The sequence below is a fragment of the Zoogloea ramigera genome, from assembly GCF_006539865.1.
Lineage (GTDB): Bacteria > Pseudomonadota > Gammaproteobacteria > Burkholderiales > Rhodocyclaceae > Zoogloea > Zoogloea ramigera.
This window is the reverse complement of the sequence record NZ_BJNV01000046.1, coordinates 1-19,497: the sequence shown is the minus strand read 5'-3', so window position 1 is coordinate 19,497 and position 19,497 is coordinate 1. Positions and strand designations below refer to the sequence as shown.

General features: G+C 68.2%; 18 protein-coding genes and 1 riboswitch. Of the genes, 9 read left to right on the top strand and 9 right to left on the bottom strand.

Annotated elements, in window-relative coordinates; all coding sequences use genetic code 11:
- The first annotated feature begins 38 nt into the window (after nucleotides 1-38).
- The 4 genes from flgK (at nucleotide 39) to ZRA01_RS13120 (ending at nucleotide 4,065) form a co-directional block, all read left to right on the top strand.
- Nucleotides 39-1,997, top strand: a complete 1,959-nt coding sequence (flgK, locus tag ZRA01_RS13135) for a flagellar hook-associated protein FlgK (RefSeq protein WP_141352912.1) — start codon at nucleotides 39-41, stop codon at nucleotides 1,995-1,997.
- 35 nt (nucleotides 1,998-2,032) lie between these two features.
- Nucleotides 2,033-3,220, top strand: coding sequence for a flagellar hook-associated protein FlgL (gene flgL, locus ZRA01_RS13130; protein WP_141352910.1), 1,188 nt, complete (start codon nucleotides 2,033-2,035; stop codon nucleotides 3,218-3,220).
- Between the two features lie 2 nt (nucleotides 3,221-3,222).
- On the top strand, nucleotides 3,223-3,675 hold the full coding sequence (locus ZRA01_RS13125) for a hypothetical protein (protein ID WP_141352908.1): 453 nt from the start codon (nucleotides 3,223-3,225) through the stop codon (nucleotides 3,673-3,675).
- An 84-nt stretch (nucleotides 3,676-3,759) separates the two neighbouring features.
- Entirely contained in the window at nucleotides 3,760-4,065 is a 306-nt protein-coding gene (locus tag ZRA01_RS13120; RefSeq protein WP_141352906.1) for a PilZ domain-containing protein, read from the top strand.
- An 81-nt stretch (nucleotides 4,066-4,146) separates the two neighbouring features.
- Here ZRA01_RS13120 and ZRA01_RS13115 read toward each other — a convergent pair whose 3' ends face one another.
- From ZRA01_RS13115 to ZRA01_RS13100, 4 genes are read right to left on the bottom strand one after another with little or no spacing between them, the layout of a single operon-like run.
- Nucleotides 4,147-4,920 carry a hypothetical protein gene (locus tag ZRA01_RS13115; protein WP_141352904.1) on the bottom strand — a complete coding sequence of 258 codons (774 nt, stop codon included), beginning with the start codon at nucleotides 4,918-4,920 and terminating at the stop codon, nucleotides 4,147-4,149.
- A gap of 11 nt (nucleotides 4,921-4,931) precedes the next feature.
- A complete protein-coding gene (locus ZRA01_RS13110) occupies nucleotides 4,932-5,975 on the bottom strand; it encodes an NAD(P)H-dependent flavin oxidoreductase (protein ID WP_141352902.1) in 1,044 nt (347 codons plus the stop codon).
- 55 nt (nucleotides 5,976-6,030) lie between these two features.
- Nucleotides 6,031-7,578: a fumarate hydratase gene (locus ZRA01_RS13105; RefSeq protein ID WP_141352900.1), complete on the bottom strand. Its 1,548-nt coding sequence runs from the start codon at nucleotides 7,576-7,578 to the stop codon at nucleotides 6,031-6,033.
- An 18-nt stretch (nucleotides 7,579-7,596) separates the two neighbouring features.
- Nucleotides 7,597-8,127, bottom strand: coding sequence for a TIGR00645 family protein (locus ZRA01_RS13100; protein WP_141352898.1), 531 nt, complete (start codon nucleotides 8,125-8,127; stop codon nucleotides 7,597-7,599).
- A 105-nt stretch (nucleotides 8,128-8,232) separates the two neighbouring features.
- Here ZRA01_RS13100 and purB point away from each other — a divergent pair, with 105 nt between their 5' ends.
- Both purB and ZRA01_RS13090 read left to right on the top strand, forming a co-directional pair.
- Nucleotides 8,233-9,600 carry an adenylosuccinate lyase gene (purB, locus tag ZRA01_RS13095; protein WP_141352896.1) on the top strand — a complete coding sequence of 456 codons (1,368 nt, stop codon included), beginning with the start codon at nucleotides 8,233-8,235 and terminating at the stop codon, nucleotides 9,598-9,600.
- Between the two features lie 69 nt (nucleotides 9,601-9,669).
- Nucleotides 9,670-9,987 (top strand): DUF2322 family protein, encoded by a 318-nt coding sequence (locus ZRA01_RS13090; protein WP_141352894.1) that lies wholly within the window; start codon nucleotides 9,670-9,672, stop codon nucleotides 9,985-9,987.
- A gap of 392 nt (nucleotides 9,988-10,379) precedes the next feature.
- On the opposite strand, the gene ZRA01_RS13085 is transcribed toward ZRA01_RS13090, so the two are convergent.
- The 3 genes from ZRA01_RS13085 to ZRA01_RS13075 all read right to left on the bottom strand — a co-directional run bounded on the left by ZRA01_RS13085 (nucleotide 10,380) and on the right by ZRA01_RS13075 (nucleotide 13,058).
- A complete protein-coding gene (locus ZRA01_RS13085) occupies nucleotides 10,380-10,751 on the bottom strand; it encodes a VanZ family protein (protein ID WP_141352892.1) in 372 nt (123 codons plus the stop codon).
- A gap of 182 nt (nucleotides 10,752-10,933) precedes the next feature.
- Nucleotides 10,934-12,661 (bottom strand): potassium channel family protein, encoded by a 1,728-nt coding sequence (locus ZRA01_RS13080; protein WP_246093669.1) that lies wholly within the window; start codon nucleotides 12,659-12,661, stop codon nucleotides 10,934-10,936.
- Between the two features lie 13 nt (nucleotides 12,662-12,674).
- Nucleotides 12,675-13,058, bottom strand: a complete 384-nt coding sequence (locus ZRA01_RS13075) for a DUF6394 family protein (RefSeq protein ID WP_141352890.1) — start codon at nucleotides 13,056-13,058, stop codon at nucleotides 12,675-12,677.
- A gap of 161 nt (nucleotides 13,059-13,219) precedes the next feature.
- Here ZRA01_RS13075 and ZRA01_RS13070 point away from each other — a divergent pair, with 161 nt between their 5' ends.
- Together ZRA01_RS13070 and ZRA01_RS13065 are read left to right on the top strand one after the other, a co-directional pair.
- Nucleotides 13,220-14,017: a UDP-2,3-diacylglucosamine diphosphatase gene (locus tag ZRA01_RS13070; RefSeq protein ID WP_141352888.1), complete on the top strand. Its 798-nt coding sequence runs from the start codon at nucleotides 13,220-13,222 to the stop codon at nucleotides 14,015-14,017.
- A gap of 90 nt (nucleotides 14,018-14,107) precedes the next feature.
- Nucleotides 14,108-15,289: a glycosyltransferase gene (locus ZRA01_RS13065; RefSeq protein ID WP_174851618.1), complete on the top strand. Its 1,182-nt coding sequence runs from the start codon at nucleotides 14,108-14,110 to the stop codon at nucleotides 15,287-15,289.
- A gap of 97 nt (nucleotides 15,290-15,386) precedes the next feature.
- Here ZRA01_RS13065 and thiC read toward each other — a convergent pair whose 3' ends face one another.
- Nucleotides 15,387-17,303: a phosphomethylpyrimidine synthase ThiC gene (gene thiC / locus ZRA01_RS13060; RefSeq protein ID WP_141352884.1), complete on the bottom strand. Its 1,917-nt coding sequence runs from the start codon at nucleotides 17,301-17,303 to the stop codon at nucleotides 15,387-15,389.
- 33 nt (nucleotides 17,304-17,336) lie between these two features.
- A riboswitch (TPP riboswitch) is annotated at nucleotides 17,337-17,436 on the bottom strand.
- A gap of 149 nt (nucleotides 17,437-17,585) precedes the next feature.
- On the opposite strand from thiC, the gene ZRA01_RS13055 reads away from it, so the two are divergent.
- Nucleotides 17,586-19,082: a carbonic anhydrase gene (locus tag ZRA01_RS13055; RefSeq protein ID WP_141352882.1), complete on the top strand. Its 1,497-nt coding sequence runs from the start codon at nucleotides 17,586-17,588 to the stop codon at nucleotides 19,080-19,082.
- Between the two features lie 69 nt (nucleotides 19,083-19,151).
- Here the strand turns inward: ZRA01_RS13055 and ZRA01_RS13050 are convergent.
- Nucleotides 19,152-19,497 (bottom strand): Hpt domain-containing protein (locus ZRA01_RS13050; RefSeq protein WP_174851616.1); only part of this gene is annotated, 346 nt, incomplete at its 5' end.

Below are 19,497 nucleotides of genomic sequence, written 5' to 3'. Positions count from 1 at the left end.
TGTTCATCGTTTAGATACATGAACCAAGGACGCGGATCATGGGCGCCAGCCTCTTCAGCATCGGTCTCACCGGACTCAACGCCGCCCAGGCGGGCCTCTCGACGACCAGCCACAACATCTCGAACGCCGGGACCACGGGCTACAGCCGCCAGCGCATCGAGCAGAGCACCAACCCGGCGATGTTCACCGGCGCGGGCTTCTTCGGCGAAGGCACCAAGGTCGACACCGTCAAGCGCGCCTACAACACCTTCCTGACCAGTCAGGTGCTGGCGGCCGACACCAAGTTCAGCGAGTACGACACCTTCAGCACCGAGATCAGCCAGGTCGACAACATGCTGGCCGACCCCACCGTCGGCCTCACCCCGGCGCTGCAGGATTTCTTCGGCGGCATCGAGGAAGTGGCGGCCAACCCCGCCAGTGTCCCGGCCCGGCAATCGATGCTGTCCACCGCCGAGAGCCTGGTGTCGCGCCTGCACAACCTGTCCGACCGCATCGGCGAGATCCGCGCCGGCGTCGAAGGCCAGATCAAGGAAACCGTCAGCCAGATCAGCACCTACGCGAAAAACATCGCCGAGGTGAACAACAAGATCACCATCGCCCAGCAAGCCGGCTCCGCCCAGCCCGCCAACGACCTCCTCGACACCCGCGACCAGCTGGTGAAGGAGCTCAACCAGCTGGTGCGCGTGTCCACCAGCACCGACGCCGACGGCTCGATGTCGGTGTTCATCGGCACCGGCCAGCCGCTGGTGATCGGCACCACCCCGACCCGCCTCGAGGCGCTGCCGTCCATCGCCGACCAGAGCCGCCTGGCGGTCAACATCCTCACCCAGAACGGCGGCACGATCACCATCCCCGAGAGCCTGCTCGGTGGCGGCAAGCTCGGCGGCCTCCTCAACATGCGCGCCACCGCGCTGGACTCAACCCAGAACCAGCTCGGCCTCATGGCCGTCGGCCTGAGCACCGCCTTCAACGCCCAGCACAAGCTCGGCCAGGATCTCAACGGAAACCTGGGCACCGATTTCTTCACCATCCCCAGTATCGGCGTCCAGCGCTACACCAACGCCACCACCGCCATGCCGGACGTGCAGTATGGCGATGTCTCCAAGCTCGTCGGCGAAGACTACCGGCTCACTTTCACCGACACCGTCGGTGGTTACGCGCTGACCCGGGTGTCCGACGGCCGCTCGGTGAGCGCGGCCGACGTGGGCCTGTCGATCACTCCGGCGGCTACGTCCTGGGTGGGCGACAGCTTCCTGATCCAGCCCACCCGCCATGCCGCGTCCAACCTCGGCCTGACGATCACCGACACCCGCATGATCGCCGCCGGCGCCCCGATTACCGCAGCCGCCACCGCCTCCAACCTCGGCACCGGCAGCATCACCGCGCCGGTGGTGAGCAGCACCGCTGGCATCACCGGCGGCGCCTTCGGCACCAGCAGCGCGCCCCTCAAGCTCACCCATGCCGGGGGCAGCCTCACCGGCTTCCCCGCCGGGCAGTCGGTGACCTACACCCTGCTCAACAGCAGCCCGATCACCCTCCCGTCGCCGGTGGCGTCGGTGCCTTACCAGAGCGGCATGACCATCGCGGTGGGCGGCGTGTCCTTCTCGATCGCCGGCGCCCTGAAGGATCAGGACAGCTTCACCCTCGGCCCCAACGCCGGCGGCGTCTCCGACAGCCGCAACGCGGTGGCCCTCGGCCAGCTTCAGACATCCAAGCTGATGCTCTCGGCCAACGGCCAGCCCTCGGCCACCCTCCAGTCGGTGTATTCGCAGCTGGTCAGCTCGGTGGGCAACAAGGCACGGGAAGTGCAAGTCAACCGCGACGCCCAGGAAAGCCTGGTCGGTCAGGCCTACGAGGCCCAGCAGTCGATCGCCGGGGTGAATCTCGATGAAGAAGCGGCCAACCTGATCCGTTATCAACAGGCATACCAGGCGTCGAGCAAGGTGATGACCATCGCCTCCAAGCTCTTCGACGAAGTTCTCGCCCTCGGCCGTTAAGCCCGTCGGCCAGCCAGCACAAAGGAAAAGCCATCATGCGTGTCACCACCGGCATGATCTTCGACTCCGGCCTCGCTTCCATCCAGAAGCAGAACAGCCGCCTGCTCGACACCCAGGAACAGGTCGCCACCGGCCGCCGCATCCTCCGTCCGTCCGACGACCCGGTCGCCTCGGCGCGGGCCCTCGAGGTGTCCCAGTCGAAGAGCGTCAACAGCCTCTACGCGGCCAACCAGGGCTATGCCAACGATGCCCTCAAGCTGGTGGACAGCAAGCTCGGCGCCGCCACCGACATCGTCACCTACGTGCGCACCCGGGCGGTCGAGTCGGGCAACGGCACCTACTCGTCCCGCGAACAGGCCGCCATCGGCGCCGACATCACCCAGCAGTTCAATGCGCTGCTCGGCATCGCCAACAGCCAGGATTCGACCGGCGAGTTCGTCTTCGGCGGCTATCGCAGCAACGTCATGCCCTTCGGCGGCAGCCTGGCGGCCGGCGTCCAGTACCAGGGCGACCAGGGCGCCCGCACGCTGCAGATCTCGGCCTCCCGCAACCTGCCGATCACCAGCTCCGGCGAGGAGATCTTCAACACCATCCGCGCCGGCTCGGGCTCAGCCTTCGCGCTCAGCGCCGCCAGCAATGCCGGTTCGGCCCTGGTCTCGGGGCTGTCCCTGTCGGGCTACAACGATCACAACTACGTGGTGGAAGTAGGCGCAGGCCCGAGCTACCAGGTTTTCGACACCACCACCGATCCGAATCGCGCCTCGCCGATCGCGCCGACCGTCACCAGCAGCAGCAGCGGCACGACCCTGGCCTTCGGCAGTGTCAGCCTGAGCCTCAGCGGCACGCCGGCCAGCGGCGACGAGTTCAGCGTCGCCAAGGTCGCCAGCACCTTCGACGTGCTGGGCAACTTCGTCACGGCCCTCAATTCCGGCAACCCGGATGCCACCCGTTTCGGGGGCAATCAGGCCATCGCCGGCATGGACGCAGCGCAGGAGAGCATCTCCCGGGTCCGCTCGGGCGTCGGCTCGCGGATGGTCGAGGTGGAAACCCAGCAGAACATCAACGGCAGCCTGGACCTGCAGTACGAGGAAACCCTGTCGCGCCTGCAGGACGTGGATTACGCCGAAGCGGTGAGCAACCTCACCCAGCAAAAGACCTACCTCGAGGCCGCCCAGCAAAGCTTCCTGAAGGTCTCCAACCTGTCCCTGTTCAACTACCTCTGAGCATGAAGCCACGACGCCTCCTGCCAGCCCTGGCCCTGGCTCTCCTCGCCGGCTGCAGCACCGCGCCGCCCGGGCAGGACTGGCTGGCGCTGCCGGCAGGGTTGGTGCTGGCCTCCGATGCCGGCCTCCTGAAGCTGCCGGTGGCCGCCGCGGCGCTGGCCTTTTACGTGGTGGCCGACCCCCTTGCGCCCAACTGGGTTGTCGAGGAAGCCCGGCCGGCGGACGATCACTACATCCTCGCGATGCGCATGAAGGCCGTCCACAACGGTGGTGACGGCGAGGCCCGCCAGGTGTTCACCCGCCACGCCGCGCGCCTGGCCGCCCAGCCGGGCTTCGGGGGCTACGAGGTGCTCGCCTGGCAGACCGGCATCGAGAGCGCTCGCCCCTTCCCGCGGCGGGTCGCCTACGGCGAGATCCGCCTGGTGCGCAGCACCACCGCCCGCACCACCCCCTGAGGGCCTGCCTGCAAGTGTCTCTGAGCCTTGCGGGGCCCGGCCGACTTTCGTAAGGTGGGGGCTTGGCAAGCAAGAGTGAATCGCATGGACCGCATGACAGAAAGACGGCGGGATCGCCGCATTCCGCTGGGCTGCAAGGTGGGGATCAGGCTGGAGGGGCAGGCCGCCCCGGTGGTCGGCACCTGCGTCGAGCTGAGCGTGGGGGGGCTGACGATCCATTCCAGCCACGTTCCGCGGATGGACGAGGTCTTCGAGATCGCCGTGCTGCCCCCCGAACCGGGCGGCGTCTACCAGCCGCTTCACGCCCGCGTGCGGGTGCGCCGCTGCGACGGCCTGGCCCAGCCCGGCCTCTACGCGATGGGCGTCGAGATCGTCGAGGTCATCAAGTAACAGGCCGGGAAGGGGGCCTTCTGGCGCTCCGGTTCCCATACCAAAGCCAAGCCCTGGCCCGCCATTGGCGGAGCCGGGGCTTCAGTTTGCCCGCCGCAGGCCGATCTCGGCTGCCGTGCGTGGGCCGATGAGGGTCTGGCCCAGTCGCTCGGGCATCGCCAGCTGGCCGTCCGCAAGGGCGAAGCGCCCGGCCATGATCTCGGCCATTCGCTGGGGGTGGCTGGGCTGGCGGTCGGGCTCGGCGTAGCCGTCGGGGAAGATCGGCGCCAGGCTCTGCGGGTCGTACTTGTCGCTGGCGCCCAGGGTGTGGAGCAGCTCATGGGCGATCACCACCGCATTGCGCGGGCCATCGTCGCGGCCTGCAAAAGCCTTCACGATGCCGATCTGCCCCTTGCGCAGGCCCACCGAATGGTCGAGCTGCGGCGTGCGTGTGGCGTCGTGGTAGAGCACGAACAGGCGCACGTCCGGCCGTGGCCCGGGCGTGGCGTCGTGGCGCCAGGCCCAGAAACGCAGCTGCAGGCTCCACAGCCCCACGGCCACCGGGCCGCCGTCGGCGGGGAAGGGTGGCGGCTGCGACTCGAGCGGCGGCGCCACGCTGATCGCCAGCGGGCGCAGCACGTCGCGGCCGTGGCGGCGCACCTCGTCCTGCAGCCAGTCGGTGATCGGCGCAAAGTCGTCGGCGCTGAGCCGGGCGACGCCGGCCCGGGTGTGGGGCGAGTCGTCGGCGGCGATCGGATACACGGTGGCGTACAGGGTGTGCTTCCATTCGGTGGCCCGCGCGCCGCTGCGCCACGCGCCCAGCGCGACGGTGGCGAGGATCACCAGCAGCACCGCGATGCGCAGCTTCCGGAACATCACCCCGCCTCTCAGCCGGCCAGGCCTGCCGCCAGTGCGCGGGTGATCTCGCCGGCCGGGATGGCCCGGCAGCCGCTCGCGTTCTGGCCGCACCACAGGGGCGAGAAGTCGCCGCTGCTGGCGGCCTCGGCGGCGGCGCGCAGGGGCGCGATGGCGGTGGTGGCCAACGGAAAGGCCGGCGGCTGGCCGCCCAGGGGGCCGAGCTCGCGCATCAGGCGGTTGACGATGGCGCGCGCCGGGCGGCCGGTGAACAGGTGTGTGAGGGCCGTGTGGCGGGCGGCGTCGCTGACGAGGGCGGTCCGGTGGACCGCGCTGGTGCTGGCTTCGGGGCATAGCAGGTAGGCGCTGCCCACCTGCACGCCGGCGGCGCCCAGGGCCCGGGCGGCGGCCACGCCGTGGGCGTCGGCAATACCACCGGCGGCGATCACCGGCAGCTTCACCGCTGCGACGATCTGCGGCACCAGCGCCAGGGTGCCGAGCTGGGTCGTCACGTCGCCGGTGAGGAACATGCCCCGGTGGCCGCCGGCCTCGAGGCCTTGGGCGATCACCGCGTCCACGCCGCGGGCCTCCAGCCAAAGGGCTTCGTCCACGGTGGTGGCCGAACTCAGCACGCGGGCGCCGCTGGCCTTGACGCGGGCCAGCAGCTCAGGTGCCGGCAGGCCGAAGTGGAAGCTCACCACCGGCGGGCGGAGCGCCTCGACCAGCTCGGCCAGCGCCGCGCTGAAGGGGGCGCGGCCGGGCGCAGCGGGGATCGCCGCCGGGTCGAGGCCGAGCTCGCGGTAGTACGGGGCGAGGCTGGCGCGCCAGGCGGCCTCGCGGGCGTCGTCGGGGGTGGGCGGCTGGTGGCAGAAGAAGTTGAGGTTGAAGGGGCGGCCGGTGCCGGCGCGGATCGCCGCCACCTCGGCGCGGATGGCATCCGGCGAAAGCATCGCGCAGGGCAGGGCGCCGAGCCCGCCGGCTTCGCAGACGGCCACCGCGAGGGCGCTGCCCTGCACGCCGGCCATCGGCGCCTGCAGGAGGGGGAGGTTGATGCCAAGAAGTTGCTGCAAAGTCATGGGGGCTCCAGGCGAAAAAAGCCCGGCGCGGGGCCGGGCTGGGTGTTGCTGCCGATCAGGCGACCTTGACCTGGATCTTGCCGATCTTGGCCTGCCATTCCTTCGGCCCGGTGTTGTGCACGCTGATGCCGGAGGAGTCGACGGCCACCGTGACGGGCATGTCCTGCACGTCGAACTCGTAGATGGCTTCCATGCCCAGGTCGGCAAAGCCGACCACCTTGGCCGACTTGATGGCCTTGGCCACCAGGTAGGCGGCGCCGCCGACGGCCATCAGGTAGGCCGACTTGTTGTCCTTGATCGCCTCGATGGCGGTGGGGCCGCGCTCGGACTTGCCGACCATCGAGATCAGGCCGGTCTGCTCGAGCATCATGCGGGTGAACTTGTCCATGCGGGTGGCGGTGGTCGGGCCGGCCGGGCCGACGACCTCGTCACGCACAGGGTCGACCGGGCCGACGTAGTAGATCACGCGGTTGGTGAAGTCGACCGGCAGCTTCTCGCCCTTGGCCAGCATGTCGGCAATGCGCTTGTGGGCGGCGTCGCGGCCGGTGAGCATCTTGCCGTTGAGCAGGAGCTTCTGGCCCGGCTTCCAGGCGGCAACCTGCTCTTTGGTGAGGGTGTTGAGGTCGACCTGGGTGGCGGCCTTGAGGTCCGGCGTCCAGGTGACGGCGGGCCAGTCTTCGAGCTTCGGCGGCTCGATCCTGGCGGGGCCGGAGCCATCCAGGTGGAAGTGGCAGTGGCGGGTGGCGGCGCAGTTGGGCACCAGCGCGACCGGCAGGTTGGCGGCGTGGCAGGGGTAGTCGAGCACCTTCACGTCGAGCACGGTGGTGAGGCCGCCGAGGCCCTGGGCGCCGACGCCCAGCGCATTGACCTTTTCGTAGAGCTCGAGGCGCAGCTCTTCGGCGCGGGTCAGCTTTTCACCCTTGGCGGCGGCGTCGGCAGCCTTGGCCTTGAGCTCATGGATGTCCACCGGGGCCATGATGGATTCCTTGGCCAGCAGCATCGCCTTCTCGGGGGTGCCGCCGATGCCGATGCCGATGATGCCCGGCGGGCACCAGCCGGCGCCCATCTCGGGGATCTTCTTGAGCACCCAATCCACCAGGTCGTCGGAGGGGTTGAGCATGGCGAACTTGGACTTGGCCTCGGAGCCGCCGCCCTTGGCCGCGCAGATCACCTCGACGTGGTGGCCTTCGACGATCTCGAAGTGCACCACGGCCGGGGTGTTGTCCTTAGTGTTCTTGCGGGCGCCGGCCGGGTCGGCCAGCACCGAGGCGCGCAGCGGGTTGTCGGGGTTGGCGTAGGCGCGGCGCACGCCCTCGTCGATCATCTTCTGGATGCTCATGGTGGCATCCGGCCAGGTGACGTTCATGCCGACCTTGATGAACACCATGCCGATGCCCGTGTCCTGGCAGATCGGGCGGTGGCCCTCGGCGGCCATCCGCGAGTTGGTGAGGATCTGCGCGATGGCGTCCTTCGCGGCGGGGGATTCCTCGCGCTCGTAGGCTTCACCCAGGGCCTTGATGTAATCGAGCGGGTGGTAGTAGCTGATGTACTGGAAGGCGTCCGCGATGGACTGGATCAGGTCTTCCTGCTTGATGGCGGTCATGGGTGAAGCTCCCTCTCTTTAGTGTTTTGACAGCAGAACGGTCTGGTTCATCATCTTGTCGACCATCGCCATGGCGAGGGCCGACACCAGGAACACCACATGGATGATCACCTGCCACATGATGGTGTGCTCGGCGATGTTGGCGGCGTTGATGAAGGTTTTGAGCAGGTGGATCGACGAGATGCCGATGATTGCCGTGGACAGCTTGATCTTGAGCACGCCCGCATTCACATGGGACAGCCACTCGGGCTGGTCGGGGTGGCCGTCCAGGTCGAGCCGCGAGACGAAGGTCTCGTAGCCGCCGATGATCACCATGATCAGCAGGTTGGCGATCATCACCACGTCGATCAGGCCCAGCACCACCAGCATGGTTTCGGTTTCGCTGATGCGGCCGCCGGAGTCGATGACCGACATCAGCAGGTGGCCGAGTTCGGCCATGAACAGCCACACGTAGATGCCCTGGGCGACGATCAGGCCGAGGTAGAGCGGGGCCTGGAGCCAGCGGCTCCAGAAGATGAAGCGTTCGAGTTGTTGCGGACCTTTGCTCATGTTGGAGAACTGCAGTTTGGGGAAGGCCGGATTTTATCATCGGCGAAGCGGGGGCCAAGGCGCTAAAATGTGCGCCTTTGTTTTTTAGCCTCAAGGGCCTTCCCCATGAACCTGCAACCCATCACCGCGCTGTCGCCCCTCGACGGCCGCTACGAATCCAAGGTTTCCGCGCTGCGCGAGCACTTCTCCGAGTTCGGCCTGATCCGCAACCGGGTCAAGGTCGAGATCGAGTGGCTGAAGGCCCTGGCCGCCGCCCCCGAGCTGGCCGAGATCGCCCCCTTCTCGGCGGCCACCGTGGCCGAGCTCGACGCCGTGATCGCCAACTTCTCGGTCGCCGACGGCGAGGCGGTGAAGGCCATCGAGGCCACCACCAACCACGACGTGAAGGCCATGGAGTACTGGCTCAAGGAACGCCTCGGCCACAACCCCGAAGTCACCCGCGTCACCGAATTCATCCACTTCGGCTGCACCTCCGAGGACATCAACAACGTCTCCCACGCGCTGATGCTGCGTGACGGCCGCGATGGCGTGCTGCTGCCGGCCCTCGACAAGATCATCAACCGCCTCGTCGAGCTGGCCCACCAGCACGCCGAGCTGCCGATGCTGTCGCGCACCCACGGCCAGCCCGCCAGCCCGACCACCCTGGGCAAGGAAATGGCCAACGTGGTGTATCGCCTGCGCCGCGTGCGCAAGTCCATCGCCGCGGTCGAGCTCACCGCCAAGTTCAACGGCGCAGTGGGCAACTACAACGCCCACCTGTCGGCCTACCCCGACTTCGACTGGGAAGGCTTCAACGGCCGCTTCATCGAATCCCTGGGCCTCGCCTTCAACCCCTACACCATCCAGATCGAACCCCACGACGCGATGGCCGAGCTGTTCGACGCCACCGCCCGCGCCAACACCATCGTGCTGGATATCTGCCGCGACATCTGGATGTACATCTCCCTGGGCTACTTCAAGCAGAAGCTGAAGGCCGGCGAGATCGGCTCGTCCACCATGCCGCACAAGGTGAACCCGATCGACTTCGAGAACGCCGAGGGCAACCTGGGCCTCGCCAACGGCGTGCTGCGCCACCTGGCCGACAAGCTGCCGGTGTCGCGCATGCAGCGCGACCTCACCGACTCCACCGTGCTGCGCAACATGGGCGTCGCCTTCGGCTACGCGGTGCTGGCCTATGATTCCTGCCTGCGCGGCCTGGGCAAGCTCGAGGCCGAACCGGCCCGCCTGGCGGCCGACCTCGACGCCTGCTGGGAAGTGCTCGCCGAGCCTATCCAGACCGTCATGCGCCGCTACGCCGTGCCCAACCCCTACGAGCAGCTCAAGGAGCTCACCCGCGGCAAGGGCATCACCAAGGAAGCCCTGCAGGAATTCATCGGTACCCTGGCGATCCCCGAAGCTGAAAAGGCCCGCCTGCTCACCATGACCCCGGGCAGCTACATCGGCAAGGCCGCCGAGCTGGCCAAGCGCATCTGATCGCCGCGGGGCGGCAGGGCCGGCTTCGGTCGCCCCTGCAGCTCCCGTTTTTACTCCGGAGATTTTTCCATGGCATTCGCCGACAAACTCAAGACCCTGCCCGGCGTCTCGCATCTGGCCGCGCTGCAGCTCCTCGACGCCGCCGGCGAGGTGGTCGCCACCATCGAGAACAAGCCCGGCCAGGCCGGCTCGCTGGCGGTCTACAACCACCTCGGCCAGCTCCACGGGGCGATCACCCCCGAGGCCGCTACCCAGGGCATCGAGATCTACGCCGAGCACAGCGAGGATGCGCGCCTCAACCCGGGCAAGCACCCCAACATCGACCGCCTGATCGGGCTGGTCGAGCGCGGCGAGACGCTGCGGGTGAAGCACGTCTTCGCCACCTGATCCCGGCTGTCACCAGTGAGATGAGGGCTGCCTGCGGGCGGCCCTTGTTTTTTGGTGCTTCCGCAGCCGCAGGCTTGGGGTATTTGCTGTTGGCCGGAGAAATGTTGCTACCTGAGTGCACCAAAATTTCTCTCGCCAACGGAAACATTGGTGGGTCCGGGTAGTAACGATGCTGCAAAAAGCAGCAATGTTTCTCTTGTGGCGAGTAATGTTTCTACCCCGGCGTAGAAACATTAATACCTGCGAGAGCAAATTTACCGCTGCGGGGAGCAATGTTTCTCCACGGAGCGGTAATGTTTCTCCCGGCGGGAGCAATGTTTCTATCCGCGGTAGTACTGTTTCTCGCGGCGGGAGTAATGGTGCTCGGGGCGGGAGCAAATTGTGCCCGCCCCTCAGGCGGAGGCCACGCCTCCCCGCGCGGCGCGGCGTACCAGCAGCCAGCCGATCGCCACCCCCACCGAATCGGCCACCCAGTCCCAGGGGTCGCCGAAGCGGTTGGTGGTGAGGGTGTGCTGGCAGATCTCGATCAGCAGCCCGTAGGCGCTCAGCCCCACGGCAATCCGCCCGCCCCGCCCCGGCCAGCCGCCGGCGCCCAGCAGCATCAGCACCAGAAAGGCAATGGCGTGCTCGAACTTGTCCTGGGACGACACGACCTGGGTCATCTCGGGTAGCGGCATCATCGTCAGCGCGAAGACGACGAGCACCGCGGCGATGAAGGCGCTTTTCAGCAGGGGCCGGGGAAGGCGGAAGAGGAGGGTGAGCATGGTGGGGTTCCGGGGGCGTTGCGGCGCGGCATTGTAGCCGCCGTGGGGGCGGGGGCGCACGGTGGGGTGCCCGGGGCGGGGTTGGCGTTTTGTTCGTTGATGGAGATCGGCGAACAGCAAACAAGCGAGCATGGCCACGTGGCTGCAGAACCATGACCCCAAGGCCGTCGGGTTACGCTGCGCTAACTCGACCTACTCCGCGCTTCCCTCCGCTGCGCCAGCCATTCCCAGATCAGCCCGCCCGGCAGGTCGCGGCCGGTGAGGACGAACTGCAGGGTGTGGCCGTTGAAGAGGGTCATGCCCAGGTCGCGGCGGGCCTCCTCGGTGCCGGCGAAAAGCAGCTGGTCACCCAGCCGGATTTCGAGCTCGCCGTCGGGCAGGTAGCGGGGCGGGTCGCCCTCGCGCAGCAGCAGGAGCGGCGTGCAGGCCAGCGGCGGGCGGTCGGTGACCGGGGCGCGCAGCAGCGCCGACAGGCTCAGCCGGGCCTCGTGGCGCATCATCACGCGATACACGGCGGGGCTCTGGAGCAGGTTGATCGACACGCTCCAGACGCAGGGCACGTCCCACCCGAAGCGCCCGGTGAGCTCTTCGAGCAGCGCGCCGGCCCAGGCGTCGTCGGCGGAGCGCACCCGATCGAGGAAGGGCGTGAGCAGCGGCGTGGTGAGGATGGCCAGGCATTCGTGGGCGACGATCTCGGCCGGCACCATGGCGAAGTCGGACTCGAAGGCGTCGAAGAGCGTGCGGTTGGCCACGTGGTTCTGGCGCAGCACCGTGAACAGGGCCGGGTTGAGCTGCTTGGCGGTGACCACCGTGGACAGGTTGTTCACATCGCTGGCGGTGGCGGCGACGATGCCGACGGCGTCGCTGATGCCCGCCGCGGCGAGGGCGTCGGCGCCGGTGCCGTCGCCCTTGTACCAGGTGTGGTCGGGGGCGAGGGGGGCGGCGCGGTCGATGATGGTGACGGGCAGGCCGGCGTTTTCGAGGGCCCGGGTCATCACCTTGCCGAAGGCGCCGTAGCCGCACAGCACCCACTTGCCCTTTGGCGGCTCCCGGTGGCGGGCGACGGTGGTGCCGGGCAGGCCGGTGAGCCACAGGAGCAGGTTGTAGGCCGCCGGCGAGTGCAGCGCCAGGGCCATGTATTCGGCGAACTTCTCGAAGGGGTTGATGATGTGGCGGGTGCCGAAGGAGGCCATGTTGGCCACCGTGTCGGCGTGCTCGGCGCGGCACAGGGCGGGCAGCGCCGGGGCCAGCAGGCGCGCCGCGATGGCGACGGCGAGGTTGGTGCTGTCGTCGTTGGTGAGGGCCATCACGCCGCGGCAGTATTTGCTGGTGAGGCCGGCGAAGATGAGCGTGTCGGGCTGGCCGGCGTCGGCGCACAGGGCCGGCACGTCGGCCTGGTAGCTCTGCAGCTCGAGGTCGCCGATCTTGACCTCGTCCTTCTCGATCACCACCGCCCGGTAGCCGAGCTCGTCGAGGGCCTGGCAGATAAGGTGGCCGGCCTCGCCGTAGCCGCACACCAGGAAGAAGTGCTCCCGCAGGCGCCGGACCTGCCGGGCGAAGCGCTGCACGGCCAGCGCGTTGAGGAAGTTCTTGTCCTGCAGCATCGCGAACACCGAGCCCAGGGTATAGGCCCAGCCGACCACCGACATGTAGATGCACACCACCGTCCACAGGCGCTGCTGCTCGGAGAAGGCGTAGGGGATCTCGCCGAAGCCGATGGTGGTGGCGGTGTAGCTGATGAAGTACACCGCGTGGAAGAAGCTCATCCGCGGCAGCTGGCCGCCGTTCGGGTCGGGCGGGCCGGGCATCAGCGTGAGGCCGAGCACCGAGATCGCGAACAGCGTGATCAGCACCAGCAGCGGCGTGCGCAGCCGCCGCAGGACCAGGAAGATCGTGCTGGTGTGGGTCACGACGAGGAGGCTGTCAGCGCCGCTGCATGATGGTCTCGGCGATCAGGATGATCACCGAGACGATGTTGGCGAACAGCGCGCCCCCCGACAGCGAGACGATGCTCGACATGGTGGAGCCGGTGAGGCCTGCGCCCGTTACATGCACCGCGTAGCCCCACACCATGGCGGCGGCCAGCAGCTGCAGGTCGGCCACCAGGCTGGTGGCCAGGTGGATGGCGCCGATCTGGGTGCGGTCGCCGAACTTGAGTACGGTGGCGATCAGGTTGACCACCACCGCCGCAAAGAGCTCGTAGATTTCGTGGTGGACGGGGTTGTCGATGTCGCCGATGAAGAAGCCGAAGTTGAGCGTGGCGGCAAAGACGATGAAGAAACCGAAGATGACTTTTTCGAGGTTCATCACAGGGCCTGGTGGGTGGTCGATGGCCGAATCCTAGCACCGGCCGGCGGGCCCATGCCTTGCGGCGGCGCAGAAAAAACGTTGCGGCGGCGGCCCGCGCTGTCATCACCCCTTAACCCGCGTGTCACGACGCATTCACCGCGCTTGGCGATCGTGTCGCCATGCCAAGGGTCAGATCAATCTTTCTCTCCGACATCCACCTGGGGACGCGGGCCTGCCAGGCGGAGCGCCTGGTGGAGTTCCTGCGCGAACACGCGGCGGAGCACATCTTCCTGATCGGCGACATCGTGGATTTCTGGGCGATGAGCCGCAGCATCTGCTGGAAGCCGTCCCACAACACGGTGGTCCAGAAGCTGCTGCGCCGGGCCCGGCGCGGCGAGCGGGTGGTGCTGATCCCCGGCAACCACGACGAGGCCCTGCGCGACTACTGCGGCGTGGTCTTCGGTGACATCGAGGTGGCGAGCGAGCTGGTGCACGAAACCGCCGACGGCAAGCGCTTCCTGCTGATCCACGGCGACCAGTTCGACCAGGTGACCCGCCATCACCGCTGGGTGGCGATGCTCGGCGACCGGGCCTACGACCTGCTCGTGCGGCTCAACTGCTGGTTCTCGTGGGGGCGCCGCAAGCTGGGGATCTCGGGCTACTGGTCGCTGGCGGGCTACGCCAAGCGCAAGGTCAAGACGGCGCTCAACTTCATCTTCGATTTCGAGGCGTCGGCGGTGCACCAGGCCCGCGAGCGCGGCCTCGACGGGGTGATCTGCGGCCACATCCACTGGGCCACGATCCGCGAGATCGACGGCCTGCAATACGTCAATTGCGGCGACTGGGTGGATTCGTGCACCGCCATCGTCGAACACTTCGACGGCCGGCTCGAGCTGATCCACTGGGGCACCCGGCAGGTGAGCGCCCCGCCGACCGGGGCGAGCCTCGAGGCAGTCTCGGGCACGGCCGAGGTCTGAGCTGCCGCCGCGCCTGGCGCCGGGGCGGCATCCACACACTAAACCCGGCGGGTCCGGGGCTGGCGGGCATGCCCCGCGGGAAGCTTGATGATGCGCATCCTGATGGTGTCCGACGTGTATTTCCCCCGGGTCAATGGGGTGTCCACGTCCATCGAAACCTTCCGCCGCACGCTGGCGGCGTTGGGGGTCGAGCTGCGCCTGGTGGCGCCCCGCTACGGTGCCGAGCCCGACGAGCCGGGCGTTGTGCGGGTGCCCGGCTGGCCGGTGCCGGGCGACCGGGAAGACCGCCTGGTGGGCTGGCGGGCGATGCACCGGGCCGTGCTGGCCGCGGCCGAGGGTTGCGACCTGGTGCATATCCAGACGCCCTTCGTCGCCCACTACGCCGGCCTCGCGGCGGCCCGCCGGCGGGGGCTGCCGGTGATCGCCACCTACCACACCCTGTTCGAGGAATATCTGCAGCACTACGCGCCGATGCTCCCCGCCGGCTGGCTGAAGCGCCGGGCGCGGGGCCTGTCGCGGCGCCAGTGCAACGCGCTGGACGGGGTCATCGTGCCGTCCACCGCGATGCGCGAGCGGCTGCTCGGCTACGGTGTCGGGGTGCCACTGCACGTGCTGCCGACGGGCATCCCCATCGAGCGCTTCCGGGGCTGCGACGGCGCGGCCTTCCGCGCCCAGCACGGCATCGCGCCGGAGCGCCCGGTGGCGCTCTTCGTCGGCCGGGTGGCCCACGAGAAGAACATCGGCTTCCTGCTCGATGCGCTCCCGCAGGCGCTGCGCCGGCGGCCGGACGTGCTGCTGCTGATCGCCGGCGAGGGGCCAGCGCGGGCGGAGCTGGAGGCCCGGGTGAGGCGGGAGGGGCTGGGCGAGGCGGTGCGCTTCATCGGCTACCTCGACCGGGCCGACGCGCTGCCGGCCTGTTACGCGGCGGCCGATGTGTTCGTCTTCGCGTCGCGCACCGAGACCCAGGGCCTGGTGCTGCTGGAGGCGATGGCCGCCGGCCTGCCGGTGGTGGCGCTGGCGGAGATGGGCACCGTGGACATCCTTGGCCCGCGGCGGGCCTCGCTGGCACCGCCGCCGGAGCCTGAAGCCTTCGGCGAGGCGGTGGGCCGGCTGCTGGGCGACGCATCGGCCCGCCAGCGCCTGGCGGCGGATGCGCCCGCGTATGCGGCGGAGTGGTCGGACACCGCGATGGCGGCGCGCCTGGCCTGGTTGTACCGGGACTTGCTCGAACGGCACGCCCCGGCGGCATTGCCGGCGGCGGCCGGGGCCTGAGCGGCGAGACTTCACCCATAAACGAATCGGGCCGCTTGCGCGGCCCGGTTTGTTTTGGCGTGCAGGCCTGGCAGCCTGCGCGGTCTTGTACCCGCCCTTACACCTTGTGGTAGATCTCGGCGCCGGTCTTGACGAACTCGATGGCCTTGGTCTCCATGCCCTTCTCGAGCGCCTCGGTTTCGCCGAGGCCCTGGGCGGCGGCGTAGTCGCGGACGTCCTGGGTGATCTTCATCGAGCAGAAGTGCGGGCCGCACATCGAGCAGAAGTGGGCGACCTTGGCGGACTCCTTGGGCAGGGTCTCGTCGTGGAAGCTCTTCGCCTTGTCCGGGTCGAGGCCGAGGTTGAACTGGTCGTCCCAGCGGAACTCGTAGCGGGCTTTACTCAGCGCGTTGTCGCGGATCTGCGCGCCCGGGTGGCCCTTGGCCAGGTCGGCGGCGTGGGCGGCCAGCTTGTAGGTGATGATGCCTTCCTTCACATCATTCTTGTCGGGCAGGCCGAGGTGCTCCTTGGGGGTGACGTAGCACAGCATCGCGGTGCCGTACCAGCCGATCATGGCGGCGCCGATGCCGCTGGTGATGTGGTCGTAGCCGGGGGCGATGTCGGTGGTCAGGGGCCCCAGGGTGTAGAACGGAGCTTCCTTGCAGTGCTTCAACTGCAGGTCCATGTTCTCCTTGATCATGTGCATCGGCACATGGCCCGGGCCTTCGATGATGGTCTGCACGTCGTGCTTCCAGGCGATGTCGGTGAGCTCGCCCAGGGTCTCGAGCTCGCCCAGCTGGGCTTCGTCGTTGGCGTCGTAGATCGAGCCGGGGCGCAGGCCGTCGCCGAGGCTGAAGGCCACGTCGTAGGCCTTCATGATTTCGCAGATGTCCTCGAAGTGGGTGTAGAGGAAGCTCTCTTTATGGTGCGCCAGGCACCACTTGGCCATGATCGAGCCGCCGCGGCTGACGATGCCGGTCATGCGGTTGGCGGTCATCGGCACGTAGCGCAGCAGCACGCCGGCGTGGATGGTGAAGTAGTCGACGCCTTGCTCGGCCTGCTCGATGAGGGTGTCGCGGAAGATCTCCCAGGTGAGCTCCTCGGCCTTGCCGTTCACCTTCTCGAGGGCCTGGTAGATCGGCACGGTGCCGATCGGCACGGGCGAGTTGCGGATGATCCACTCGCGGGTCTCGTGGATGTTCTTGCCGGTGGACAGGTCCATCACCGTGTCGCCGCCCCAGCGGGTGGCCCAGGTCATCTTGTCGACTTCCTCGTTGATCGAGGAGCCCAGCGCCGAGTTGCCGATGTTGGCGTTGATCTTCACCAGGAAGTTGCGGCCGATGATCATCGGCTCGGACTCGGGGTGGTTGATGTTGTTGGGGATGATGGCGCGGCCGCGGGCGACTTCGGCGCGCACGAACTCGGGGGTGATCTCGGCCGGGATGCTGGCGCCGAAGTCCTGGCCCTTGTGCTGGCGGCCCAGCAGCTTGACCATCTTCTCGCCCATCGGGCCGGTGTTGCGCAGGTTCTCGAGGTATTGCTGGCGGTTCACGTTCTCGCGGATCGCCACGTATTCCATCTCGGGGGTGATGATGCCCTGGCGGGCGTAGTGCATCTGCGAGACGTTCTTGCCCGGCAGCGCGCGGCGCGGCTTGCGGTGCAGGCCGGGGAAGCGCAGCTCGTCGAGCGACGGGTCGGCGGCGCGCTGGCGGCCGAACTCGGAGCTGAGGTCGGGCAGCACCTCGGTGTCGCCGCGCTCCTCGATCCAGCGCTGGCGCAGGGCCGGCAGGCCGGAGCGGATGTCGATTTTCGCCTGCGGGTCGGTGTAGGGGCCGGAGCAGTCGTAGACGAAGATCGGCGGATTCTTCTCGCCACCGAAGCCGGTGGGGGTGTCGGCCTGGCTGACTTCGCGCATCGGCACGCGGATGTCCGGGCGGGAGCCTTCGACGTAGATCTTGCGGGAATTGGGCAGCGGGGCGACGGCGGCTTCGTCGACCTGGGCGGACGAGGCGAGGAATTTTTCGTTGGCGTTCATGAAGGCTCCTTGGGAGGGCCGCGGGCGTGGGATGCGGCAGGAGCCACGTTTCCCTACGCCGGCACGACCCGGATCAGGTTCGGAGGGTAAGTCTCAGCCGTGCGCGTGTGCGCCGGCACCCCTAACGTTCGTGCGCAAAAGTACTGGAAGCAGGCGGTAAATGCAAGATTTGGCAGGATTATCGTGGCTTTGGGCGGGGGCGCTAAAGCTTTGTCCGCCGTGGGCCGAAATAAAGGGCATCTGGCCGCCTGTCGGCCCACCTCTTTCCCCCGGAGAAGCTCCATGCGCCACCGCATGCACCCCCTGGCCGCCGTGCTGATACTGGCTGGCTCCACCGCCGCCATGGCCGCCGACTGGCAGACCGTCGCGTCCGACAAGAAACGCACGATAGAGCTGGACCGCGCCAGCATCCTGCAGTCCGACCCGGGCACCAAGGTGGCCTGGGGCCGCATCGTGCTCTCCGAGAGCGAGGCCGCCGCCGCCGGCTACATGACGGTGAAGGCGCTCAACCGTTACGACTGCCGCAACCAGACCTTCGCGACGATCAAGCGGGTCTATCTGGATGCCGACTCCACCGTCGTGAAGGACGAGAAGGTCAAGGTCGAGAAAGACATGCCGATCGCCATCGGCAGCGTTGACGAGAAGCTGTGGCGCGACGTGTGCAAGCCGGCCGACATCTCCCAGCTGGCCAAGAATGCCTCCCGCGCGGCCCAGAGCGCCCAGGCCGCGCCGGCGACGCCGGCCGCCAAACCGGAGGTGCGCACCGCCGACTACCGCCCCGCCCGGGGCGCAGAGAAGGCCGCGGTGACCCAGGTGGCGGAGGCCAAGGGCGAGCACGCCGCCGAGGCGCCCCAGCCAATCAAGAAGAGCTTCATCGACAAGCCGGCGCCGCCGCCCAAGGCCGAGCCGGCCGAGAGGGCCCCCGAGCCGCCGCGCGTCGCCGAGAAGCGGGCCCACGCCGAGGCCCCGCCGGAGGTGCATCGCGTGCCGGCCTACGTGGCGCCGCGCCCGCGGCCGCGGGTGGTGCGCACCGCGCCGGTGAGGGTCGAATCCCACGCCGCCCACGGCCCGGCCGCGGCCGGAACGCCGCTGGCCCACCACGAGATCCACTGGAGCTACGACGGCGAAGGCGCGCCGGCCAACTGGGGCACCCTGAAGCCCGAGTGGCAGCTGTGCAACACTGGCGAGCGCCAGTCGCCGATCGACATCCGCGACGGCATCAAGGTGGAGCTCGAGCCGATCCGCTTCGACTACAAGCTGTCCCAGTTCCGCATCGTCGACAACGGCCACACCGTCCAGGTGACGGTGGGCCCGGGTAGCAGCCTGCAGGTGATGGGGCGCTACTACGACCTGGTGCAGTTCCACTTCCACCGCCCGTCGGAGGAGCGCATCAACGGCAAGGGCTTCGAAATGGTGGTGCACCTGGTGCACAAAGACCTCGACGGCCGCCTGGCAGTGGTGGCGGTGCTCCTGGAGCGCGGGCAGATGCACCCGCTGGTGCAGACCCTGTGGAACAACCTGCCCCTCGAGAAGAACGTGGATTACTCGCCCGAGGGCGTCTCCATCGACCTCAACCAGCTGCTGCCGTCCGACCGGAGCTACTACACCTACATGGGTTCGCTGACCACCCCGCCGTGCAGCGAGGGGGTGATGTGGATGGTGATGAAGCAGCCGGCCCAGCTGTCGTCTGAGCAGATCGCGATCTTTGCGCGGATGTATCCGATGAATGCCCGCCCGATCCAGTCGATCCGGGGGCGGATGATCAAGGAATCCCGTTGATCGGGTGCCTGCTGTCGTGACCTGGTAGCGAGTTTCAAAGGGCGCCGTCGGCGCCCTTTGTTTTTGTAGTCAGACGCTGAAGTCGTGGGGCCGCGTGCTGTCGGCGGCGACACGCATCTCGAGCTCACCCAGCAGCGCCTCGAGCTGGTCGGCGAGTTTGCCCGCCAGTTCGCGGGCGTCGGCGCTCCCGGCGCGGGCTGCGGCATCCACCTCGGTGGCCAGCTGATGGACGCTGGTGGCGTGGAGTGCGCCGGCCGAGCCCTTGATGCCATGGGCGAGAAAGGCGAGGGCGGCCAGCTCGCCCTTGCCGTCGGCGAGCTCGCGGAGCCGGACGAGTTCATTTTGGTAGGTGGCCAGCGCCTTGTGCACGACCCGCTCGACGAACTGCGGCCGGCCCTTGAACAGGGCTTCTAGC

Bases quoted from the DNA above. Each gene is read 5' to 3' on its own strand.
- purB (WP_141352896.1), top strand. From the start codon at position 8,233: ATGAACCTGCAACCCATCACCGCGCTGTCGCCCCTCGACGGCCGCTAC.
- ZRA01_RS13090 (WP_141352894.1), top strand. From the start codon at position 9,670: ATGGCATTCGCCGACAAACTCAAGACCCTGCCCGGCGTCTCGCATCTG.
- ZRA01_RS13065 (WP_174851618.1), top strand. From the start codon at position 14,108: ATGCGCATCCTGATGGTGTCCGACGTGTATTTCCCCCGGGTCAATGGG.
- ZRA01_RS13105 (WP_141352900.1), bottom strand. From the start codon at position 7,578: ATGACCGCCATCAAGCAGGAAGACCTGATCCAGTCCATCGCGGACGCC.
- ZRA01_RS13110 (WP_141352902.1), bottom strand. From the start codon at position 5,975: ATGACTTTGCAGCAACTTCTTGGCATCAACCTCCCCCTCCTGCAGGCG.
- flgL (WP_141352910.1), top strand. From the start codon at position 2,033: ATGCGTGTCACCACCGGCATGATCTTCGACTCCGGCCTCGCTTCCATC.
- ZRA01_RS13055 (WP_141352882.1), top strand. From the start codon at position 17,586: ATGCGCCACCGCATGCACCCCCTGGCCGCCGTGCTGATACTGGCTGGC.
- ZRA01_RS13100 (WP_141352898.1), bottom strand. From the start codon at position 8,127: ATGAGCAAAGGTCCGCAACAACTCGAACGCTTCATCTTCTGGAGCCGC.
- ZRA01_RS13120 (WP_141352906.1), top strand. From the start codon at position 3,760: ATGGACCGCATGACAGAAAGACGGCGGGATCGCCGCATTCCGCTGGGC.
- flgK (WP_141352912.1), top strand. From the start codon at position 39: ATGGGCGCCAGCCTCTTCAGCATCGGTCTCACCGGACTCAACGCCGCC.
- ZRA01_RS13070 (WP_141352888.1), top strand. From the start codon at position 13,220: ATGCCAAGGGTCAGATCAATCTTTCTCTCCGACATCCACCTGGGGACG.
- ZRA01_RS13125 (WP_141352908.1), top strand. From the start codon at position 3,223: ATGAAGCCACGACGCCTCCTGCCAGCCCTGGCCCTGGCTCTCCTCGCC.
- thiC (WP_141352884.1), bottom strand. From the start codon at position 17,303: ATGAACGCCAACGAAAAATTCCTCGCCTCGTCCGCCCAGGTCGACGAA.
- ZRA01_RS13075 (WP_141352890.1), bottom strand. From the start codon at position 13,058: ATGAACCTCGAAAAAGTCATCTTCGGTTTCTTCATCGTCTTTGCCGCC.
- ZRA01_RS13115 (WP_141352904.1), bottom strand. From the start codon at position 4,920: ATGTTCCGGAAGCTGCGCATCGCGGTGCTGCTGGTGATCCTCGCCACC.
- ZRA01_RS13085 (WP_141352892.1), bottom strand. From the start codon at position 10,751: ATGCTCACCCTCCTCTTCCGCCTTCCCCGGCCCCTGCTGAAAAGCGCC.